Annotated in this window: 18 protein-coding genes; 12 read left to right on the top strand and 6 right to left on the bottom strand. The window is 45.6% G+C overall.

Annotated elements, in window-relative coordinates; all coding sequences use genetic code 11:
- Positions 1-84: 84 nt before the first annotated feature.
- Entirely contained in the window at positions 85-573 is a 489-nt protein-coding gene (locus QUA70_RS23035; protein ID WP_333350144.1) for a GNAT family N-acetyltransferase, read from the bottom strand.
- 504 nt (positions 574-1,077) lie between these two features.
- Positions 1,078-2,061: a porphobilinogen synthase gene (gene hemB, locus QUA70_RS23030; RefSeq protein ID WP_333324442.1), complete on the bottom strand. Its 984-nt coding sequence runs from the start codon at positions 2,059-2,061 to the stop codon at positions 1,078-1,080.
- Positions 2,062-2,364: 303 nt separating this feature from the next.
- Between hemB and QUA70_RS23025 the strand changes: the two genes are divergently transcribed.
- Positions 2,365-3,348 (top strand): DUF1517 domain-containing protein, encoded by a 984-nt coding sequence (locus tag QUA70_RS23025; protein WP_333329793.1) that lies wholly within the window; start codon positions 2,365-2,367, stop codon positions 3,346-3,348.
- A gap of 330 nt (positions 3,349-3,678) precedes the next feature.
- Positions 3,679-4,233, top strand: a complete 555-nt coding sequence (locus tag QUA70_RS23020; RefSeq protein ID WP_333350142.1) for a cyclic nucleotide-binding domain-containing protein — start codon at positions 3,679-3,681, stop codon at positions 4,231-4,233.
- Between the two features lie 225 nt (positions 4,234-4,458).
- Here QUA70_RS23020 and QUA70_RS23015 read toward each other — a convergent pair whose 3' ends face one another.
- Together QUA70_RS23015 and QUA70_RS23010 are read right to left on the bottom strand one after the other, a co-directional pair.
- Complete coding sequence (locus tag QUA70_RS23015) at positions 4,459-4,905, bottom strand: hypothetical protein (RefSeq protein ID WP_333329800.1); 447 nt, start codon at positions 4,903-4,905, stop codon at positions 4,459-4,461.
- 445 nt (positions 4,906-5,350) lie between these two features.
- Complete coding sequence (locus tag QUA70_RS23010) at positions 5,351-6,121, bottom strand: hypothetical protein (protein WP_333350140.1); 771 nt, start codon at positions 6,119-6,121, stop codon at positions 5,351-5,353.
- Positions 6,122-7,072: 951 nt separating this feature from the next.
- Here QUA70_RS23010 and QUA70_RS23005 point away from each other — a divergent pair.
- The 8 genes from QUA70_RS23005 to QUA70_RS22970 all read left to right on the top strand — a co-directional run bounded on the left by QUA70_RS23005 (position 7,073) and on the right by QUA70_RS22970 (position 13,940).
- Positions 7,073-7,771, top strand: a complete 699-nt coding sequence (locus tag QUA70_RS23005; RefSeq protein ID WP_333335877.1) for a class I SAM-dependent methyltransferase — start codon at positions 7,073-7,075, stop codon at positions 7,769-7,771.
- 194 nt (positions 7,772-7,965) lie between these two features.
- Positions 7,966-8,592: a 7-carboxy-7-deazaguanine synthase QueE gene (locus tag QUA70_RS23000; RefSeq protein ID WP_333335874.1), complete on the top strand. Its 627-nt coding sequence runs from the start codon at positions 7,966-7,968 to the stop codon at positions 8,590-8,592.
- A gap of 122 nt (positions 8,593-8,714) precedes the next feature.
- Positions 8,715-9,158 carry a retroviral-like aspartic protease family protein gene (locus QUA70_RS22995; RefSeq protein WP_333350159.1) on the top strand — a complete coding sequence of 148 codons (444 nt, stop codon included), beginning with the start codon at positions 8,715-8,717 and terminating at the stop codon, positions 9,156-9,158.
- A 73-nt stretch (positions 9,159-9,231) separates the two neighbouring features.
- The gene (gene uvrA, locus QUA70_RS22990) at positions 9,232-12,192 is read left to right on the top strand and encodes an excinuclease ABC subunit UvrA (RefSeq protein ID WP_333350138.1); all 2,961 of its coding nucleotides are present in this window, start codon (positions 9,232-9,234) and stop codon (positions 12,190-12,192) included.
- 222 nt (positions 12,193-12,414) lie between these two features.
- Positions 12,415-12,831 (top strand): XisH family protein, encoded by a 417-nt coding sequence (locus QUA70_RS22985; protein ID WP_333350136.1) that lies wholly within the window; start codon positions 12,415-12,417, stop codon positions 12,829-12,831.
- Positions 12,819-13,139, top strand: coding sequence for a XisI protein (locus QUA70_RS22980; RefSeq protein ID WP_333314839.1), 321 nt, complete (start codon positions 12,819-12,821; stop codon positions 13,137-13,139). The genes QUA70_RS22985 and QUA70_RS22980 overlap by 13 nt, the downstream gene beginning before the upstream one ends.
- A 115-nt stretch (positions 13,140-13,254) precedes the next feature.
- Positions 13,255-13,548 (top strand): type II toxin-antitoxin system HigB family toxin, encoded by a 294-nt coding sequence (locus tag QUA70_RS22975; RefSeq protein WP_333335866.1) that lies wholly within the window; start codon positions 13,255-13,257, stop codon positions 13,546-13,548.
- A gap of 14 nt (positions 13,549-13,562) precedes the next feature.
- On the top strand, positions 13,563-13,940 hold the full coding sequence (locus QUA70_RS22970; protein ID WP_333335864.1) for a transcriptional regulator: 378 nt from the start codon (positions 13,563-13,565) through the stop codon (positions 13,938-13,940).
- Positions 13,941-14,031: 91 nt separating this feature from the next.
- Here QUA70_RS22970 and QUA70_RS22965 read toward each other — a convergent pair whose 3' ends face one another.
- The gene (locus tag QUA70_RS22965; RefSeq protein ID WP_333350134.1) at positions 14,032-14,526 is read right to left on the bottom strand and encodes a GAF domain-containing protein; all 495 of its coding nucleotides are present in this window, start codon (positions 14,524-14,526) and stop codon (positions 14,032-14,034) included.
- Between the two features lie 139 nt (positions 14,527-14,665).
- Between QUA70_RS22965 and QUA70_RS22960 the strand changes: the two genes are divergently transcribed.
- Positions 14,666-14,866 (top strand): hypothetical protein, encoded by a 201-nt coding sequence (locus QUA70_RS22960; protein ID WP_333350133.1) that lies wholly within the window; start codon positions 14,666-14,668, stop codon positions 14,864-14,866.
- 17 nt (positions 14,867-14,883) lie between these two features.
- A complete protein-coding gene (locus QUA70_RS22955) occupies positions 14,884-15,786 on the top strand; it encodes an alpha/beta hydrolase (protein WP_333350131.1) in 903 nt (300 codons plus the stop codon).
- Positions 15,787-15,939: 153 nt separating this feature from the next.
- Here the strand turns inward: QUA70_RS22955 and QUA70_RS22950 are convergent, their stop codons facing one another.
- Positions 15,940-16,389: a pyridoxamine 5'-phosphate oxidase family protein gene (locus QUA70_RS22950; RefSeq protein ID WP_333335855.1), complete on the bottom strand. Its 450-nt coding sequence runs from the start codon at positions 16,387-16,389 to the stop codon at positions 15,940-15,942.
- Positions 16,390-17,151: the final 762 nt, after the last annotated feature.

Below are 17,151 nucleotides of genomic sequence, written 5' to 3'. Positions count from 1 at the left end.
AAAGAAGGAAATTATTTATAGGGAGTAAGGTGCGCCCTTCCGCACCCTACATATTATAGATTTTGATGCCAATCGGGTGATTATTTAACAATTAGCAGTTAGCAATTCGCCGTTGCTAATTTCTAATTCGAGATTCTCTTCGAGAAGCTGATTTTCAAGTACCATGGTGGTGCTAGCGTTTTGCTGAAAACCGATGCGCTCATAGAAGCTTTGTTTGTAAGTTGTCATCAGGTAAACTCGCTCTACTCGGCACATTCGAGGGTGACTCAAGACGGTTTGCACTAATTTGCGGCCGAGTCCTGCACCTTGGTAATCCGGGTGAATGGCGACATCCCAGATGGTGGCTCGATAGATCCCATCTGAGGTGGCTCTGGCAAAGCCGATCGCCCGTGAGCCGTCCCAAACCGTAACAACTGGTTCGCTGTTGGCGATCGCAATTTCCCAATCTTCTATCTTGCGTGCCCTCGCCCAAAAGGCGGCGGCTTTAAATAGTTCTTGGATCTGTGCGATGTCGGCGCGATCGCGACCTATACAAAATTGAATGTGACTGGAATCCCTAGTCGTTGATGTCATGCTCAATCTGCCTTCAAGTTGTATCTAAAGTGTGTTACTTTTACTGTTTTACAGGAGTGAAAGTTGATTTTGCTTGAGAACAATCAATGATTTAATTCCCAATTTACAAAACTATTTTTAGTTATACATATTTTCTAACTAATTTCGGTGATTATTAATACTTTTTGGGGTAATTTTTTTAAAAAAGTCTTTGAGTCAAAATTACCAACTTATAACTCATACCATTTGAGATGTGAGATTTGAGATTTTAGATGAGAATGACTGATCTTTTTGGAGTTTGGAGTTTGTCTACACAGAAACCGGGTTTTTTCTCACGTCTATTTCGTTACAGCCCACCGAAACTATAAAAACCCGGTTTCGAGGCGTCGTTTATCGGTAAGCGTAAGCTATAGCTAGTGTCTTGCCTAATTGCTCAAAAATCACCTATCGAGAGAGGTATTGACTCCACGAAAACACCCGAAGATTTTGCTGTGGAGTCAAATCTCACCTCTCAAATCGAGTGAATCAGTTTTGCAGCCAGCGGGCGGCGTCTTTGGCGTGATAAGTCAAAATCAAATCACAACCAGCACGCTTGAATCCTGTCAAAGTTTCCATCACTACTCTTTCTTCGTCTATCCAACCGTTGAGGGCGGCGGCTTTCACCATCGCATATTCCCCAGAAACGTTGTAAGCGGCGACTGGCAGATTAGTTGCTTCCTTCACGCGCCAGATGATGTCCATGTAAGCTAAAGCGGGTTTAACCATGAGCATATCTGCGCCTTCGGCAATGTCGAGAGCAATTTCTTTCAGAGCTTCGCGCCCGTTTCCGGGGTCCATTTGATAGGTGCGCCGATCGCCAAATTGCGGAGCAGAATCTGCAGCATCTCGGAACGGGCCATAATAAGCTGAGGCGTATTTTGCCGCGTAAGACATGATGGGAATATCTTCAAATCCAGCACTGTCCAATCCTTCGCGAATTGCTCCGACAAAACCGTCCATCATTCCCGAAGGTGCGATAATATCTGCACCTGCTTTAGCTTGAGCAACGGCGGTTTTCTTGAGCAATTCTAGTGTCGGATCGTTCAAGACGCGGCCGCTTAAATCTCCGACTTCCAAATAGCCGCAGTGACCGTGACTGGTATATTCGCACAGACAAGTATCGACCATGACGATTAAATCTGGTACGGCTTTTTTCACTGCTTCCGTCGCTTTTTGGACGATGCCACAGTCGTGCCAAGCACCGGTAGCATCTGTGTCTTTATCTGCCGGAATGCCGAATAAAATAATAGCGGGAATGCCGAGGTCGTAGACTTCTTTTGCTTCTTCTACTATTTTGTCTACCGATAGCTGGTAAACTCCCGGCATTGATGTGACTTCTTTAGCAAAAGCTTCCCCCGGTACGGCAAATAGGGGGTAAATTAAATCGCTGGTTGTCAAGATATTTTCGCGTACCATCCGGCGGAGTTGGGGATGGTTGCGGAGGCGGCGGGGGCGGTGAGTTGGAAACATAATGTTTTTTTTACGGTAGATAAAGCCCTGTTTTCTAGGACTCGTGGCGCTTCTTTAAAAGTCTAGAGCTTATTGTTGGCCGATCGCCCTGGACTTAAGTAAACTTCTGTAAAACCCGCGATGTCCATGGTTCGTAGTCAGGAATGCAAGTCATTTCTAGCCTTTCCCGTTCCCAGACTCAGCCCTAACGCTGCTTGTGGGATCGGTTGGTACGGATATCTCGCTGGCTTCATACCTATAACCAGGCTGCCCAGAAGCGAGGATAGACTGTAAATTATAAATGTATCGAATAGTAACGGTCTTATGTACAAGCAACTAATTTCAAAGATGAAACCGCTTTTGAAATCACTATTTGCGATCGGTCTGGTACTGACGCTAGCCCTCGGTAACGCTGACGGAGCTCTGGCGGCCCGCAGCGGAGGACGCATCGGCGGCGGCTCTTTTAGAGCTCCGGCGCGCAGTTACTCGTCTCCTAGTCGCACTTACGCGCCGTCGGGAGGGGGCTACTATCCGGGCCGTGGCTTCGGAGGTGGCTTCGGTTTCCCGTTCTTGCTGCCGTTTTTTGGCTTTGGGGGCGGGTTTGGCGGCCTGTTCTCGATTTTGATTTTTATTTCGATCGCTAATTTCCTTGTCCAAAGCTTCCGCCGCGCTGGGGGATCAACTGACGAACTCGGCAACAGCGCCCCCACTACCACCGTATCTGTCGGCCGCTTGCAAGTTGGTTTGCTAGCAGAGGCCCGCGGTTTGCAAGCCGAACTCGACACTCTAGCCCGCAAAGCGGATACCGATACAGCGGCCGGTCGCGCTCAAGTGGTGCAAGAATCTACTCTGGCGCTGCTGCGGCATCCTGAATACTGGGTTTACGCGGGCGCTGAATCTGTGCAAACTCGCTTGGAAGCAGCCGAAGCTAAATTTAACCAATTTTCTTTGGCAGAACGCAGTAAATTTACTGAAGAAACGCTCTCGAATTATAACAATCAGCTCCGGCAAGCAGGCAGCAGCAATATCCTGCCAGGTTTGCAGGAAGATGGTGCGCTGGTTGCTTCTGATTTGAATTCAGATCCCGGGGAATTTATTGTGGTGACGGTGATTGTCGGTACTCAAGGTAAATTGCAATTGCCAGCAGTGAAAAACTCTGAAGATTTGCGCCAAGCTTTGCGTCAGATTGGGGGAGTATCGAGCGAGCAGTTGCTGGCGGTTGAGGTGCTGTGGACTCCTCAAGCGAACGGGGACACTCTGACTGCTGACGATATGTTGGCGGGCTATCCTGATTTGCGATCGATTTAGTGAGCAAGACTGGGCGCGGAGCATTGTCTGCCGCGCCCCATCCCGCAGCAAAGCTGGGCGGGTGAACCCAATTGCTTTTGAGACGCGAATTTTACACGAGTTTTTTGAGGTCGATCGAGTTAAAAAAGATTGTTTAACAAATGCTAGTATTGAGAGATCATGATTCAGCGTGATTCATCTGCTATTGGCAAAGCCTGCCCGATAGGGGTTTTGCCAAGAAGTTAGGGAAGATAAAAAAAACTGTATTAAGCGAGGACTGCTTCGGAAGAAGTTGCGATCGCGCGCCCTCTGAATTTTATATAAAGAAGAAGCGATCAAGAGCTAAAACTTATGGCCGACAGCAGCAGAAAAAAAGCACTTTTTATTTTGAGCCAGTTAAATAATGACGATATCAACTGGATCGTCCAAAAAGGCAAAAAGGAAGTTCTAGATCCGGGCGGGATTTTGATCCATGAAGGGAGACAGATAGATGCGCTCTACATTGTTTTAGATGGAAGTTTGAGCGTTTTGATCGAGGCTGAGCGGACTAGAGAACTCGCTAAAATAGCCACTGGAGAATTGGTGGGAGAAGTCTCTTTCATTGACGCTCGTCCTCCTTTGGCAACGGTGAAGGCGATCGAAGAAACTCACTTGCTAGCAATTCCTAGGCGGCAGTTAGTAATCAAACTTCAACAAGATATGGGCTTTGCTTCGCGGTTTTATTATGGAATTTCATTGTGTCTGGCAGACAGGATGCGCGGTACGATCAGACATATAGAATACGGTCGCAATATTGAATTAGATCAACCAGAATTTGAACGAGAGGATATCAATCCTAACGTCCTGGAAAATTTGGCGCTAGCTGAGGCTAAGTTTAATTGGCTGAGGGAAAATGTTAAAGCTTGAGGAATTTTAAGGCTTTTTTGAGCTGGGTCTGAAAACTTGCCGATTGATACGGTAATTGAGAGATGTACAATGTAACCTCTCAACTCAAAAAACAGAGGTGCAAAAAAAAATAGAGGCGAGTTTTACCGGAAATATCCATCGATAACTGCCGGAACTATAAAAACCCGCCCCTTTGCTTCGCAGTTGCAATTTCGCGCGCTGAAACGCAACTACCAACCACACAATCTAGATAATGCCCGGCCCTTTGCCACGGGTGTCTGCTTCCGTGGTCAGTTTTCCTTCCTCGCCTTTTTTATCTTTGACTTCTGCGAGAATTCGAGCGCGTTCTTGGGCTTCGGCTTCTTCTTTTGCTCTCAAATCGCCCGGTTCGTTGATGTACATTTCCGGTTCGATCGCGTAATTGTTAACCAGACCTTCTTTGTCTACTGTATAACCATCTGTAGTGTGAATGCTTTCGTCATCGGTTTGGTCATCAGTTTTTGCACTTTTCTGCTTCCCTTCGGTGGTTGTGTGCATGAAATTAGCGCCTTCCCGGTCTTGCCGCGCTGCTGTCTCAGCAGGAGTAATGCCCCTGTCGTAGTGGGGGGCTTCCATATTGCCTTCGATTTGTTCGTCGGCCGGTGTTGATTTGCTAACTTCTTCTTTGGGGGGTATTGGTTGGCGATTAGTCATGATTTATTCCTGGGTTATCTTTTCAAAAAGGTCTTTGGCTTATGTTTAAATATTAAGTGTAAGCTAACTCATTAACAAACTATCTTTGGTTATAGTTTGCGAGAAGTTGCGGTTATAGCAGATATTGAAGGAAGAAGCAAGAAAGAATAAGGTTTTAGTTATCTAGGAGAGAAGGAAAAAGCAATCTTGTGCAAGGGTTTCAGCATTAAAAACGTCCTAACCGTCAGGGCGCTTACTATATTAAAAATACATTTATTGAGTCTTCCTCAAGACTGATAAAATTCCCTCTTCCTTAAGGATTTTAGGAGGGGCGAGGATTTGACATCTATCTAAAGGTAGATAATAGGAAATTGCAAGTTGAGAAGTGGTAATGGGGAGAAGGACTAATGACTAATCACTAATGACTAATGGCTAATCACTAATGACTAATCACTAATGACTTCTTTTATGCTTCTTTATAGAAGCGGATGATTTCGCGGACGTGGTTGAGAAATTGTCCGTCATCGGTGAGTTGGGCGATCGCACTTTCTGCATCTCTTCTGAGTTTAGTGTGTTCTGCCTGATTTGTCGCTTGCAAAGATTGTAGAGATGCGGATACAGTAGTTAATTCTCTTCTGATAGCTTCTCGTTCCCGATTTTGGACAGCCACCCACGAATTCGGATTGTCTGAACTTAATTGATTGGTCAAATCTATAACTGTAGATTCTAACTTTGCAAAGCGGCTGCGGAGTTCGACAATATCTTCGCGGGGGTACAAAAATTGGCTACGGATAGTTGTCAGCCGCTGGGCTAAATACTGATAACCTCGGATAGCTGGACGCAGTACAGTTAACAGCAGTGCAGCAGCGGAACTGAGATAGCCAATAGCACTAATTCCGGCGGCGGCTAGGGCGTAAAGTGCGATCGCGCTAAACAGGTGAAGTGCGATCGCCACAAAGAGCGATCGGCTAACTAATACAGTAACGTATTTGACTTGTTCCTGATCGACAGCAATGTTTTTTTTAGTCGATTCTGCGGCTTGCGCTAAAACTTCTTTAGCTTCAAAATGGATATTCCAGGGAACTGTAACTATCAGCAACAGCCATTCAAAAATAGCAATGGCAATTACCCAATCAATAAAACTGCCGGCGGAGACGTGCAGCCATTGCAAAATAGCAAAAACTAGCAGCAAAAATATGCCTGTGACGGCACCAAAACCTGCGAAAGTGTAATACATAGCGATCGCCTTGGTAGAATGTTGTTTTGATTGTGGGTAGGTGGTTTAGGTCTGGAGTAATAAACTGTGACAGTTAAGTGAGCGTCCTATTAATCCCGGTTCATTAGTTATGAGTAAAAGTGCTGGAAAAGGGTTGCGATAAACCTGTTTTTTCCCACAAATACTTGCTCTACCTCAATCGTGGAAGGTAGTTGAGATTTGGGATAGATTGTTTAGGTATGGATTCATAAGGTGTGACAGTTAAGAAATCGTCCTCTTGAACCCAGTTTATTAGTGATTAGTCATACTCCGGGAGACAAGGGTTTCCAGACGCCTGGTTTGTTCCATGAACATACACGGGCTTGAACCCATCCATAATAGTTAAAGGAAACGGTTGGTTTGTTTGGGAGTGCCTAAGCCCTCAATAATTACTCAGTGGCGATTAAGTAGAGTGGCACAAACAAACTTGACAATGTAACAAAATGTAAACGAATCACAACCTCTGGGATTGCTTCATTTCACTGGCAATGACATACTTATGTTTTTCGCAGTTCATCTAGTTAGTAATCAGGATGAAGTCACATTCTCCCCTACTCATACCATTTGATATTTGAGATTTGAGATGGGGAATGGCTGATTATGTATGGGTTTGCAGATTGTATACAGTTGCATTCATTTTTTGAACTGGTATCACTAACGGCGTTACGCGGTGCTAGAAAAGCAGGAATCTCAAAACGCTCCCCTCTATCGATTTTTATTTTCCAGAGCTGCTAAATCACCTGTAGCTGAGATAAACTGATTTGGAAGTAGATCGCGCGTTTTGCAAGTTCCCTCTCTTTAACCGAGACACTGCTACTGCAACCTGTCATCAGCCACAGCAAAATAGGTGCCAAAATTAACTCTACAGTCTCCGATTCCCATTAACGGCGCGTCTACAATCTCCAATCAAAAGTCAGCAGCAAGGACAAACCTATGGCGAACTCAACTCTTGGCTTAGAAAATCAACTTTACGATTATCTGTTATCTATTTCTCTGCGGGAACCCGATATTCTCGCTTCACTACGGGAAGAAACTGCTAAGCATCCTATGGGTATGATGCAGATTGCTCCCGAACAAGGTCAGTTTATGGAGCTCATGGTGCAGCTTATGGGAGCGACCAAAACCTTAGAAATTGGCGTTTTTACTGGTTATAGCGCGCTGTGCGTAGCTTTAGCACTGCCTCCTAACGGTCAAATTATTGCCTGCGATGTCAGCGAGGAATATACTGCGATCGCACGACGCTATTGGGAAGCTGCGGGCGTTGCTAATAAGATTTCTTTGCAGTTGGGCCCAGCAATAAATACTCTCGACAAACTAATAGCCGAGGGACAAGCTGGAACCTTTGATTTTGCCTTCATCGACGCCGATAAAGAAAATTATGAGGCTTATTTTGAGCGATCGCTGCAACTTGTACGCAATGGCGGTTTAATTGTAATTGACAATGTTCTGTGGTCAGGACGAGTTGCTGATCCTCAAGTACAAGACGAAAGCACCACCGCCATTCGTACTTTTAACGACAAATTGCGTAACGATCCCAGAGTTACTCTCAGTGTTGTCCCCATTGCTGACGGACTGACTTTGGCTCTGAAACGCCGTTGGGCTACTATGATGGAACCTGAACAGCATAATTAAAGAGTTGTTTGCGGTTTGCGGTGCATTTTTAAATTGCCACAAACTGCTAATTATTCAAGAATATACAAGTTAGTTTTATATACAGACCAAGGTGGGCTGGGCGCACCCTAGAAACTCAAAAGTATAGACTAAGGTGCGCTGGGTGCACTCTACAGAATGATGTATTTTTTAGTTAATCAGAGGCGTAACTTCGGGTGTCTAACTTACAGGTCAAATTACCAATTCACGAAACTTTTCAGTGTACTGTTCAAGGCGAAGGTTACTGGACGGGGACTTTAGTTGATTTTATTAGATTGGCCGGTTGCCCTGTGCGGTGTCCTTGGTGCGACACCGGTTATGCCAATGGGGGCAAAGGTTTGCCGTCTGTGCCGCAGTCGATCGCACAATTGCTCGCTCAATTGCAGTCTCCGAGGGTGGTCATTACTGGCGGCGAACCTTTCATTCACCGCGATTTACCTGAGTTAGTTGAAGCTTTGTTACAAGCTGACAAGCAGGTGAGTATTGAAACTTCGGGCGCTTGCTGGCAGGATGTTTCCCCGCAGGCTTGGATTACTCTTTCTCCGAAGGAACACGTCAATCCTAAATATCCGGTGCAAGAGCTTTTTTGGACTAGAGCTAATGAAATTAAGTTGGTGATTAGCACTGGCGAAGAAGTTGAATTTTATCACAAGCATTTGGAAAACAATGTGAATATTCCGGTTTTCTTGCAACCAGAATGGAACTCTAAAGATTCAGCGATTCCCATTATTTTGGAATTGTTGAAACAAAATCCGAGTTACAGGCTATCTTTGCAAACTCACAAGTTGATTGGCGTGCAATAATTTGATAATTGAGGCAGAGCTATTCGTTAGGTGGCGGTGCAGAATGGGGAGTGCATCGCCCTACAATCTGTGGAAATATGTGCGCTATAATTAAAGCAGCAATTTATGATAATTTGAACGTAATGGAAACAACTACGGCAACCCCAATGGGAAAAGTTATCACAACCCTAGTAATTACGAATCGGATTGATGAAGCTAAAGCAGAAGATGGTCTGATTCCAATCGAGCAAGTCAGGTCTGTTACTCTAGAAAATGTTTTGGTGGATACGGGCGCGACAACTTTGTGTTTGCCTAAAGATGTCATTGCCAGACTGGGTTTGAAAATCCTCAAGCAAGTAGTTGTGGAAACAGCCACCGGTATTAGTGAGGCGAGGATTTTTCGGGATGCTTCGATTTCTCTGTGCGGGCGCGAAGGGACTTTTGAGTGTTTGGAATTGCCGGAGGGGAAAACGCCACTTTTAGGCGTGATTCCCATGGAAGCGCTGGGAATTGAAGTGGATTTGAAGCATCAAAGATTGAAAGTTTTGCCCGACGGGCCGACGGAAACTTATTTGACAATTCTTTGATATTCTTGAGTTTGGATGCCAGCTATTCGATCTGCAGCGCTAAGATGGTTAAGCACTGTTTTGCACTACTCTCATGTCCCAACGCGCCGAAACCTCAAACAGCCAGCCAAGTGCATCCCGCAACGGGCATAATGTGACGAATGCTCACTCTAACAACCAAAATACGATTCGGGTTCGCGGTGCGAGACAGCACAACCTGAAAAATATCGATCTAGAACTGCCGCGCGATCGACTGATCGTTTTTACTGGCGTCTCCGGTTCTGGTAAGTCTTCCCTGGCTTTCGATACAATTTTTGCCGAGGGACAGCGCCGCTACGTGGAGTCTCTCAGCGCCTACGCGCGCCAGTTTTTGGGACAGTTGGACAAACCCGATGTGGACGCCATCGAAGGCTTGAGTCCGGCTATTTCGATCGACCAAAAGTCAACTTCTCATAACCCGCGATCGACTGTTGGCACTGTTACAGAAATTTACGATTATCTCAGATTGCTCTACGGCAGAGCCGGCGAACCGCACTGTCCGATTTGCGATCGCTGCATTGCGCCGCAGACAATTGATGAAATGTGCGATCGAGTCATGGCACTTCCAGACGGCACTCGCTTTCACCTTCTGGCACCAGTTGTGCGCGGAAAAAAAGGCACTCACCGCAAATTATTGTCGAGTTTAGCTGCAGAAGGATTTATTCGCGTCAAAGTTAACGGAGAAATTTTAGAACTTTCGGAAAATATCGAATTAGATAAAAATCATACGCACAATATCGAGATAGTTGTCGATCGGTTAATTAAAAAACCCGGTTTAGAAGAACGTTTAGTTGATTCTCTGGCAACTTGTTTGCGCCATTCTGAGGGGATTGCGATAATTGAAGAGTTACCGAGTGATGAAAATTCCGAACCACAGGGGCCGATCGTATTTTCTGAAAACTTTGCTTGTCCCGAACACGGCGCAGTAATGGAGGAACTTTCACCCAGGTTATTTTCTTTTAATTCGCCGTATGGCGCGTGCCAAAACTGCCACGGTTTGGGGAGTTTGCGGACTTTTGCGCCGGAGTTGGTAGTTCCCGACGAGAAAGCGCCTCTTTATTGTGCGATCGCGCCTTGGTCAGACAAAGATAATTCCTATTATCTCTCTTTGCTTTGCAGTATTGCTGATACTTGCGGGTTTGATATCGACACTCCTTGGTATCGATTAAAACCCGAACATCAGCGGGTAATTTTGTACGGCAATGAGCAAAAGCGCACCGCAGAAAGTAAAAAGCGCGACGGCAGCACTGATTTGAGGAGAGATTTTAATGGCGTAATTTCCATGTTGCAGCGCCAGTACGACGATACTGGTTCTGATTTGATCAAGCAGAAGTTGGAACAGTATCGGGTCGATCGCTCTTGCGAGGTTTGTCACGGCAAACGTTTGAAACCCGAGGCGCTTTCGGTGCGGTTGGGACAGTACGGAATTGTGGATTTAACCAGTATTTCAATTCGTGAATGCCGCGAACGAGTAAATAATTTGGGATTGAGCGATCGGCAATTCCAAATATCCGATTTAGCCCTGAGAGAAATCAAAGCAAGGCTGCAATTTTTGCTCGATGTCGGGTTAGATTACCTGACTTTAGACCGCGCAGCAATGACGCTTTCTGGCGGAGAAGCCCAGCGAATTCGGCTGGCGACTCAAATCGGTTCTGGTTTGACTGGTGTTCTCTACGTTTTGGACGAACCGAGCATCGGACTGCACCAAAGAGACAACTTTCGCCTACTGCAAACCTTAACAAAATTGCGCGATTTAGGCAATACTTTGATTGTCGTAGAACACGATGAAGAAACCATGCGAGCGGCCGATCACATTGTCGATATCGGGCCCGGCGCTGGCGTTCACGGTGGCAAAATTATATCGCAAGGAAGTTTAGAAAATTTGCTAACGGCAGAGGAATCTTTGACCGGGGCTTATTTGTCTGGAAAGCGAGTAATTGAAACCCCTAATGAAAGGAGAAAAGGCAACGGCAAAGCTCTTTCAATTACAAATGCGAGGCGCAACAATTTAAAAAATATTGATGTGGAAATTCCGCTGGGAAAACTCGTCTGCGTGACGGGGGTTTCCGGTTCAGGAAAATCCACTTTAATCAATGAATTGCTGTACCCGTCGCTGCAACACTATATCACCAAAAAAGTGCCTTTGCCACCCGATATGGACGCCCTCAAAACGAAGGGGGAACGCTCTCTAGAGGATGTGGTTGATAAGGTAATTGTAATTGACCAATCTCCCATCGGTCGTACTCCGCGCTCTAATCCCGCTACTTACACGGGAGTCTTTGATGTGATTCGCGATTTGTTTGCCGAAAGCATTGAAGCGAAAGCCAGAGGTTACAAAGCAGGGCAGTTTTCTTTTAACGTCAAAGGAGGAAGGTGCGAAGCTTGCGGTGGCCAAGGTGTGAACGTGATTTCGATGAATTTTCTGCCGGATGTTTACGTGCAGTGCGAGGTTTGCAAGGGTGCGCGCTACAACCGAGAAACGCTGCAAGTTAAGTACAAAGGCAAGTCGATTTCTGATGTTTTGAACATGACCGTAGAGGAATCTTTGGAGATGTTTAAAAATATTCCCAGGGCGGGCGCCAGACTGCAAACTTTGGTTGATGTTGGTTTGGGTTACATTCAGTTGGGACAGCCGGCGCCGACGCTTTCTGGGGGCGAAGCGCAGCGGGTAAAATTGGCAACGGAACTGTCGCGCCGCGCTACTGGGAAGACGCTTTATTTAATCGATGAACCGACGACTGGTTTGTCGTTTTATGATGTTCACCACTTGTTAAATGTGCTGCAAAGATTGGTGGATAAGGGTAATTCAATTTTGGTAATCGAACACAATTTAGATGTGATTCGGTGTTGCGATTGGGCGATCGATTTGGGGCCTGAAGGGGGAGATAAGGGGGGCGAGATTATTGTGGCGGGGACGCCGGAGGATGTGGCGGCAAATCAGAGGTCTTATACTGGGAAGTATTTGCAAGCGGTTTTGCAGCAGCATCCTTTAGGGGAGGCTGTAGCCGTTAGTTAATACTAACAGGAATTATTATGCAATTGGCATACTAAAATCCAATTGTAGGGTGCGTCAGGTGAGCTTTTATAACGATTATTGAGAGTTACAATATCTGACGCACCTTACAACTGAAATTAATACTACTCTAAGGGGGCAATCGGTTACAGTTATTCGTGCGTAAAATTCTGGTATAATATGTACTAATAGTGCCCAATGTCAATCCTTGGGTACAATCTAAAAATGGCAAAGGCTCTCTTCCACAATACAGTCAAAATCGCCCTACAAAAAGATGGCTGGAAGATTACCCACGATCCCTACCAGTTACGCTATGGTTTTGCTGATGTCTACATCGATCTTGCAGCCGAAGAAGCGATCGCCGCTGAAAAAGAAGGACGTAAAATAGCTGTAGAAGTCAAAAGTTTCGCAGGTGGCTCCACCATTTCTGAATTCCACACCGCCCTCGGTCAGTTCCTCAACTATCGCATTGCCATCCAAGTCTCTAGCGAACCAGAACGTGTCCTGTATCTGGCAGTGCCCACCGATACCTACCAAATGTTTCTCAGATTTGAACCTGCAAAAACTGTCATTGAACGTTATGAAATCCGACTAATTATTTACAATCCAACTCGTGAGGCGATCGACCAATGGATAGACTAAACGAATACCGCAAAATTGTTTGTGACTTTCTCGAAGACTTTTCTAAAAATGACGCAAATGCTCAGCTAATATTCGATATCGCCCGCGATCGATACCTCGTTATGCACAACGAATGGCGCGACGAATATCGCATCTATGGGTGTGCCATGCAGCTTGATATCATCGAAAATCAAATCTGGATTCAACACAACAGTACCGAAATCTACATCGATCGAGAACTGATTCAACGTGGCGTGTCTCCTCAAGATATCATTCTTGGGTTTCGCTCCCCCAGCATCCGAAAACTCCTTGCCACCAACTATTCCTAGAGACAAAGATTCTGTGGTAAAATGATGAGATAGCAGGTTATTCTTTGCCCTATGAGAATGGCAGAACCGATATTTCCATTGTCTCGTGTTTCGGGAGTTCCAGTCACAAAGTTCTATGCGTATTTTGTCCCGCAGCACCTTGCGAAACTTCTGGGAAACTCATCCAGATGCCTCAGAAGCACTAAAAACTTGGTACTACGAAGCGTCTCACGCCGATTGGCAGAGTCCAGTCGATGTTAAGTCCGCTCATCGTAATGCCAGCATCCTTGCCAACAATCGTGTTGTGTTTAACATCAAAGGCAATTCCTATCGGCTGATTGTTGCCATTCGTTATGACATCGGCATTATTTTTATCCGCTTTATTGGCACTCATGCCGAGTATGACAAGGTAGATGCAGAAACAATCTAAACACAAATTGATATATGGAAATACGTCCAATTAGAACCCAAACTGACTATCAGGATGCCCTTCGAGAGGTTGAGTTGCTGTTTAATGCACCTCCTAATACACCTGACTCTGATCGCCTAGATGTGCTCAGTACCCTAGTAGAAGCTTACGAGAAGGCACACTTTCCGATCGCAATACCCGATCCAATTGCAGCCATTCAATACTACATGGAGGCTCGCGGATGGTCTGGTAGCGATTTGGAACAATGTATTGGCAGTCGAGTTAAAGTTTCTGAGATATTATCTCGCAAACGATCCTTGACTCTGGAAATGATTCGGAAGCTGAATCAAGAGTTAGGAATTCCCGCTGAGATTCTCATCCAGCCCTATGAGTCGCTACAAACCTCCGCCTAACAATAGAACACCATATTTTGGTTAGTTGGTAATTTTCCATTGCACAGACAATGCACCCCAACTGTCACAAAGCGGGATTTTGGATGAAAGATTAACTATCTTGAATTGTCGGAGACATTGCCATATATTGTGCTTGTTGCTGCATGAATTCAATGTCCGATCGCGACCAAATGCGGGGCCCGCTGCACTGATGAGCAATTAACAGCCCCCACAGTCCTTTGTTCGTTAAAATTGGCACCACTAAATTGGCGCGAACTTTGAGGCTACGCAGAAAATCTCGGTGGCATGGGTTAATTGGTTCTACTTCAATATCTGCAATTGCTCTAACTCTGCCGGCTTCGTACAAAGCAGCGTATTCGCCGTTAAAACACTCGTCTGGCCCTGTTGAACCCAAGATTGAGAGTTCGATCGCACTCAACATCTCGTAAGTCACTCGACCTTGCCACTGCTTGTAAAAATGATAAAGCACCGCGCGATCGCTCTGCAAAACTTCTCGAATGTCGTAGAGGGATGTTTCAATTAATACGTCACGCTTTAGACGATCTGTCAAGCGGTTAACAATGTTTTGCAGGCGATCGCCAGACATAGTATTAACTCCTTTAATTCCTAGTACACTCGCCAGATATTAATTATTGAACTTGCACAATCACCACACCTCAAATTCTTGCGCTTCGGCATTTTCGCGCGCTCGAAAACGAGGAATTTTTGGCTTAACAGTTGTCTGGATGCCAGCGACATTATACTATTATTTTGACAGAGATAGCAATCTTTTTGGGAAACGGGCGATGGTGTCCCGCCCCGCAAGCTACGGCTTTTTTGGCGCGAAGAACCACCGGCGGGACGCCTGTTCCACAAATGAAGAGACAAGGAAGATTTTACAAGTGATCGGAGAATTGCTAGATATGCCTAAAGTTGGTTCCTCTTAAAGAGAGGAACTGCTAGAATGTCTCGAAAGCTAAAGGAAGCATCAAATATGTCTGTGCTAGAAGCTGCTTGGAAACACGAATTTATCGTTACAAACGGCATCAAACTGCACTGTGTCACTCAAGGTTCTGGGCCGCTGATGCTGATGCTGCACGGATTTCCTGAATTTTGGTATTCTTGGCGGCATCAAATCCCGGAATTTGCATCAGATTATAAAGTCGTCGCTGTAGATCTCAGGGGTTACAACGACAGCGACAAACCTCACGATCAATCTGCTTACGTGATGCCCGAATTTGTGCAAGATGTCAAGGGCATTATTCAGGGTTTGGGGTATGAAAGTTGCGTCTTAGTGGGTCACGACTGGGGAGGTGCGATCGCCTGGAATTTTGCTTATGCTTATCCCCAAATGGTGGATAAATTAATTGTGATGAATCTACCGCATCCGGCCAAGTTTGCTGAAGGGCTACGCACTCCCCAACAATTGTTGAAAAGTTGGTACATCTTTTTATTTCAGTTGCCAGTTTTGCCGGAGTTGTTAATTCAGTTGGGCGACTATCAGGCAATTTCGGCTGCTTTGGAAGGTATGGCAGTTGACAAAAGCACCTTTAGCCCCTCAGATATCGAAGCTTACAAAGATGCGGCTGCCAAACGGGGCGCTCTGACTGCTACTATCAATTATTACCGCAATATTGCTCGCGGATTTGTCGATCGCCAGAATTGGAGCGTGCTACAAGTTCCCACGCTGATGATTTGGGGAGAAAAAGATGTCGCCCTCGGCAAAGAGTTAACCTATGGGACAGCAGATTACGTGCGAGATTTTCAGATTCAGTACCTTCCCAATTGCAGCCACTGGGTACACCAGGAACAGCCGCAGTTAGTGAATCGGTACATGAGAGATTTTTTGGCAAGCAAAGCTGTTTGAGCTGATATTTGGCACTATTTCCCCCGGCAGCACTTTTTTGTAATTTCTAGTGTTGGAGGCGCTCTGACGCTCATAAACCGGGTTTTTTACCGAGATTGAAAATCTTAATTAAGTATTTTCGTAAAAAACCCGGTTACAAGTGAGTCTCGACGTTCACCGACTGCTGATTCCCTCCGTCGTGCGCCCGCTCATTTCCCAGGGCTGAATGCGGTAGATTGCGATGGTCTCCGCACGCCCCAGCGAGTCAATCCAGGTGCGATTGATGGCGGGTGAAAGTGTGGGGTTGTGTTCTTTGACCAATTGCATCGCGCGATCGATGTCTTCCTGCTGGGTAAGGCGTTCTGCTCGCCCGTTCACGACAACGCTGCGCCAGTGTTCCATATCGCGGACTTCTTCCACTTGCAAGCAGACTTCTGGATTGCCGTCCATATACTTCGTTTTCATCCCGACTGTTGTGAAAATGTATATGTCCGAATCTTGGAGATAATAGTGCATTGGCACAACGTAGGGATGCCCTTCAAATACACAGCCGAGGTGTCCGTGTCCTACTTGCTGCAAAAGTTCTTGTATTTCTTTTGAACTCATTTCATCAATATCTAACATTGTTATGCTCCTTTAAGACTTACTCTAGAGAAATCCATCGATGTTTTAGGTTGCTTAACGAGTGGGGATTTGGGTCTAATGATTGCGTTTTTGATGCGCCTGTTTTGTTTTGTGGCTATAAAAAATATATGATGCTGGCAATTTTAAGTTGGGTTAATCACAAATATCATCTACCTTTAGACCGAGATATTTTTGGTCGGAAAATTTGTAGGATTTTGAAAATAAACCCTCGGCAATTGCTAAGGGTTTAATGTTTTTATTAAAGGGCGATCGTCTAATTAATTAATAAAAGCGTTTATTTCTAACGGGACTTAAACAAATTTTCAGCCCAGATAAAGCCCAAACTCGCTTTATCTGCAGCTTGGGCGTCCATGTTTTCTTGTTACCAGTGAACAAAAGGCGATCGTCCCCTGGAATTCTCTGACACTAGATATAATCCCTGCTCAAAAAACATCGTCGCATAACTGCAGCGCGCAATTTAGGGATGGTTCACGCTGCGGTTATGCGGCAAATGCGATCGGCTTGACGCTGATGACCCGCCCTGTCTGGCGTGACTGCCGAGCCTGGTCTATAACTCCCTCAAATGCTTGAAATATCGTAGTTTGTGGGTGCACACTGCCCTCATAGCGTATTGGTGCGATCGATCGGCTTTACCTCATCCTACCGGCTGGCGATCGGCAATAAACCTAGTACAGCTCGGCGAAAATAGAATACCCACTAAACCGCTAATACTTTACCCTTATAAGTCCACTTGAAGGGCTT

The sequence above is a fragment of the Microcoleus sp. LAD1_D5 genome (assembly GCF_036702115.1).
Classification (GTDB): domain Bacteria; phylum Cyanobacteriota; class Cyanobacteriia; order Cyanobacteriales; family Microcoleaceae; genus Microcoleus.
Note: the sequence above shows the minus strand (reverse complement) of the source record. Positions and strands in the feature narration are given on the sequence as shown.

Excerpts from the sequence above, each read along its gene's own strand:
- QUA70_RS23035 (WP_333350144.1), bottom strand. The coding sequence starts at position 573 with ATGACATCAACGACTAGGGATTCCAGTCACATTCAATTTTGTATAGGT.
- hemB (WP_333324442.1), bottom strand. The coding sequence starts at position 2,061 with ATGTTTCCAACTCACCGCCCCCGCCGCCTCCGCAACCATCCCCAACTC.
- QUA70_RS23025 (WP_333329793.1), top strand. The coding sequence starts at position 2,365 with ATGTACAAGCAACTAATTTCAAAGATGAAACCGCTTTTGAAATCACTA.
- QUA70_RS23020 (WP_333350142.1), top strand. The coding sequence starts at position 3,679 with ATGGCCGACAGCAGCAGAAAAAAAGCACTTTTTATTTTGAGCCAGTTA.
- QUA70_RS23015 (WP_333329800.1), bottom strand. The coding sequence starts at position 4,905 with ATGACTAATCGCCAACCAATACCCCCCAAAGAAGAAGTTAGCAAATCA.
- QUA70_RS23010 (WP_333350140.1), bottom strand. The coding sequence starts at position 6,121 with ATGTATTACACTTTCGCAGGTTTTGGTGCCGTCACAGGCATATTTTTG.
- QUA70_RS23005 (WP_333335877.1), top strand. The coding sequence starts at position 7,073 with ATGGCGAACTCAACTCTTGGCTTAGAAAATCAACTTTACGATTATCTG.
- QUA70_RS22995 (WP_333350159.1), top strand. The coding sequence starts at position 8,715 with ATGGAAACAACTACGGCAACCCCAATGGGAAAAGTTATCACAACCCTA.
- uvrA (WP_333350138.1), top strand. The coding sequence starts at position 9,232 with ATGTCCCAACGCGCCGAAACCTCAAACAGCCAGCCAAGTGCATCCCGC.
- QUA70_RS22985 (WP_333350136.1), top strand. The coding sequence starts at position 12,415 with ATGGCAAAGGCTCTCTTCCACAATACAGTCAAAATCGCCCTACAAAAA.
- QUA70_RS22980 (WP_333314839.1), top strand. The coding sequence starts at position 12,819 with ATGGATAGACTAAACGAATACCGCAAAATTGTTTGTGACTTTCTCGAA.
- QUA70_RS22975 (WP_333335866.1), top strand. The coding sequence starts at position 13,255 with ATGCGTATTTTGTCCCGCAGCACCTTGCGAAACTTCTGGGAAACTCAT.
- QUA70_RS22970 (WP_333335864.1), top strand. The coding sequence starts at position 13,563 with ATGGAAATACGTCCAATTAGAACCCAAACTGACTATCAGGATGCCCTT.
- QUA70_RS22965 (WP_333350134.1), bottom strand. The coding sequence starts at position 14,526 with ATGTCTGGCGATCGCCTGCAAAACATTGTTAACCGCTTGACAGATCGT.
- QUA70_RS22960 (WP_333350133.1), top strand. The coding sequence starts at position 14,666 with ATGCCAGCGACATTATACTATTATTTTGACAGAGATAGCAATCTTTTT.
- QUA70_RS22955 (WP_333350131.1), top strand. The coding sequence starts at position 14,884 with ATGTCTCGAAAGCTAAAGGAAGCATCAAATATGTCTGTGCTAGAAGCT.
- QUA70_RS22950 (WP_333335855.1), bottom strand. The coding sequence starts at position 16,389 with ATGTTAGATATTGATGAAATGAGTTCAAAAGAAATACAAGAACTTTTG.